Source organism: Atlantibacter sp. RC6, assembly GCF_014193285.1.
Lineage (GTDB): Bacteria > Pseudomonadota > Gammaproteobacteria > Enterobacterales > Enterobacteriaceae > Atlantibacter.
In genome coordinates this window covers 1-1,192 of sequence record NZ_JACHZE010000022.1, presented here as the reverse complement: position 1 = coordinate 1,192, position 1,192 = coordinate 1, and the positions used below count along the sequence as shown (strand labels likewise).

Annotated in this window: 1 protein-coding gene; it reads left to right on the top strand. The window is 53.7% G+C overall.

What is annotated here, in order from left to right:
- Positions 1 to 72 precede the first annotated feature (72 nt).
- Positions 73 to 1,192 (top strand): IS3 family transposase gene (locus tag FHW74_RS22735; RefSeq protein WP_183172523.1). Its coding sequence is split into 2 segments (ribosomal slippage), with 1,121 coding nucleotides annotated over them: positions 73 to 331 and positions 331 to 1,192; the frame shifts between segments, so codons are not numbered across the junction. This gene is flagged as partial in the annotation.

Genomic DNA, 1,192 nt, shown 5'->3' with positions numbered 1-1,192 from the left:
CTGACCTGCTCCCCGTTGATTAACACACCGCGATGCTAGTAATGTCTTCATAAGCCACATGAGGACATCCCCATGAAGAAGCGTTTTTCCGACGAACAGATCATCAGTATTCTCCGCGAAGCCGAGGCTGGCATTCCCGCCCGTGAGCTTTGCCGTAAGCATGCTATTTCTGACGCGACCTTTTACACCTGGCGTAAGAAGTTTGGTGGCATGGAAGTACCGGAAGTAAAACGCCTTAAGTCGCTTGAAGAAGAGAACGCCCGTCTCAAGAAGTTGCTTGCAGAAGCCATGCTGGATAAGGAGGCGTTACAGGTGGCGTTGAGCCGAAAGTACTGACGACAGACCACAAGCGGGAAGCTGTTGTAGTGATGTGTGAAGCGACGGGTCTGTCGCAACGCCGAGCCTGCAGGCTGGCTGGTTTGTCCCTGTCGACCTGCCGCTATGAGGCGCAGCGTCCGGCGGCTGATGTGCATTTATCCGGACGCATCACTGAGCTGGCGCTTGAGCGCAGGCGTTTCGGTTACCGCCGTATATGGCAACTACTGCGTCGGGAAGGCCTGCATGTTAATCACAAGCGCGTGTACCGCCTTTATCACCTCAGTGGCCTGGGTGTTAAGCGCAGACGACGTCGTAAAGGACTGGCAACAGAACGTCTGCCACTGCTCCGTCCGGCTGCTCCTAACCTGACGTGGTCGATGGATTTCGTCATGGACGCACTGGCTACCGGACGCAGAATAAAGTGCCTGACCTGCATAGATGATTTCACGAAGGAATGCCTGACAGTCACTGCCGCCTTCGGTATATCAGGCGCTCAGGTCACACGCATTCTGGACAGTATTGCGTTATTTCGTGGCTATCCGGCAACGATCAGAACAGATCAGGGACCAGAATTTACCTGCCGGGCACTGGACCAGTGGGCTTTTGAGCATGGCGTTGAGCTTCGGCTTATTCAGCCGGGTAAGCCGACACAGAACGGGTTTATCGAAAGCTTTAATGGTCGATTTCGGGATGAGTGTCTGAACGAGCACTGGTTCAGCGATATCGTTCACGCCAGGAAAATCATTAACGACTGGCGGCAGGACTATAACGAGTGCCGGCCTCATTCCTCACTGAATTATCGGACGCCAGCGGAATTTGCAGCGGGCTGGCGAAATGGAAAAATTGAAGGTAAACAAACCGACATTACTAACTG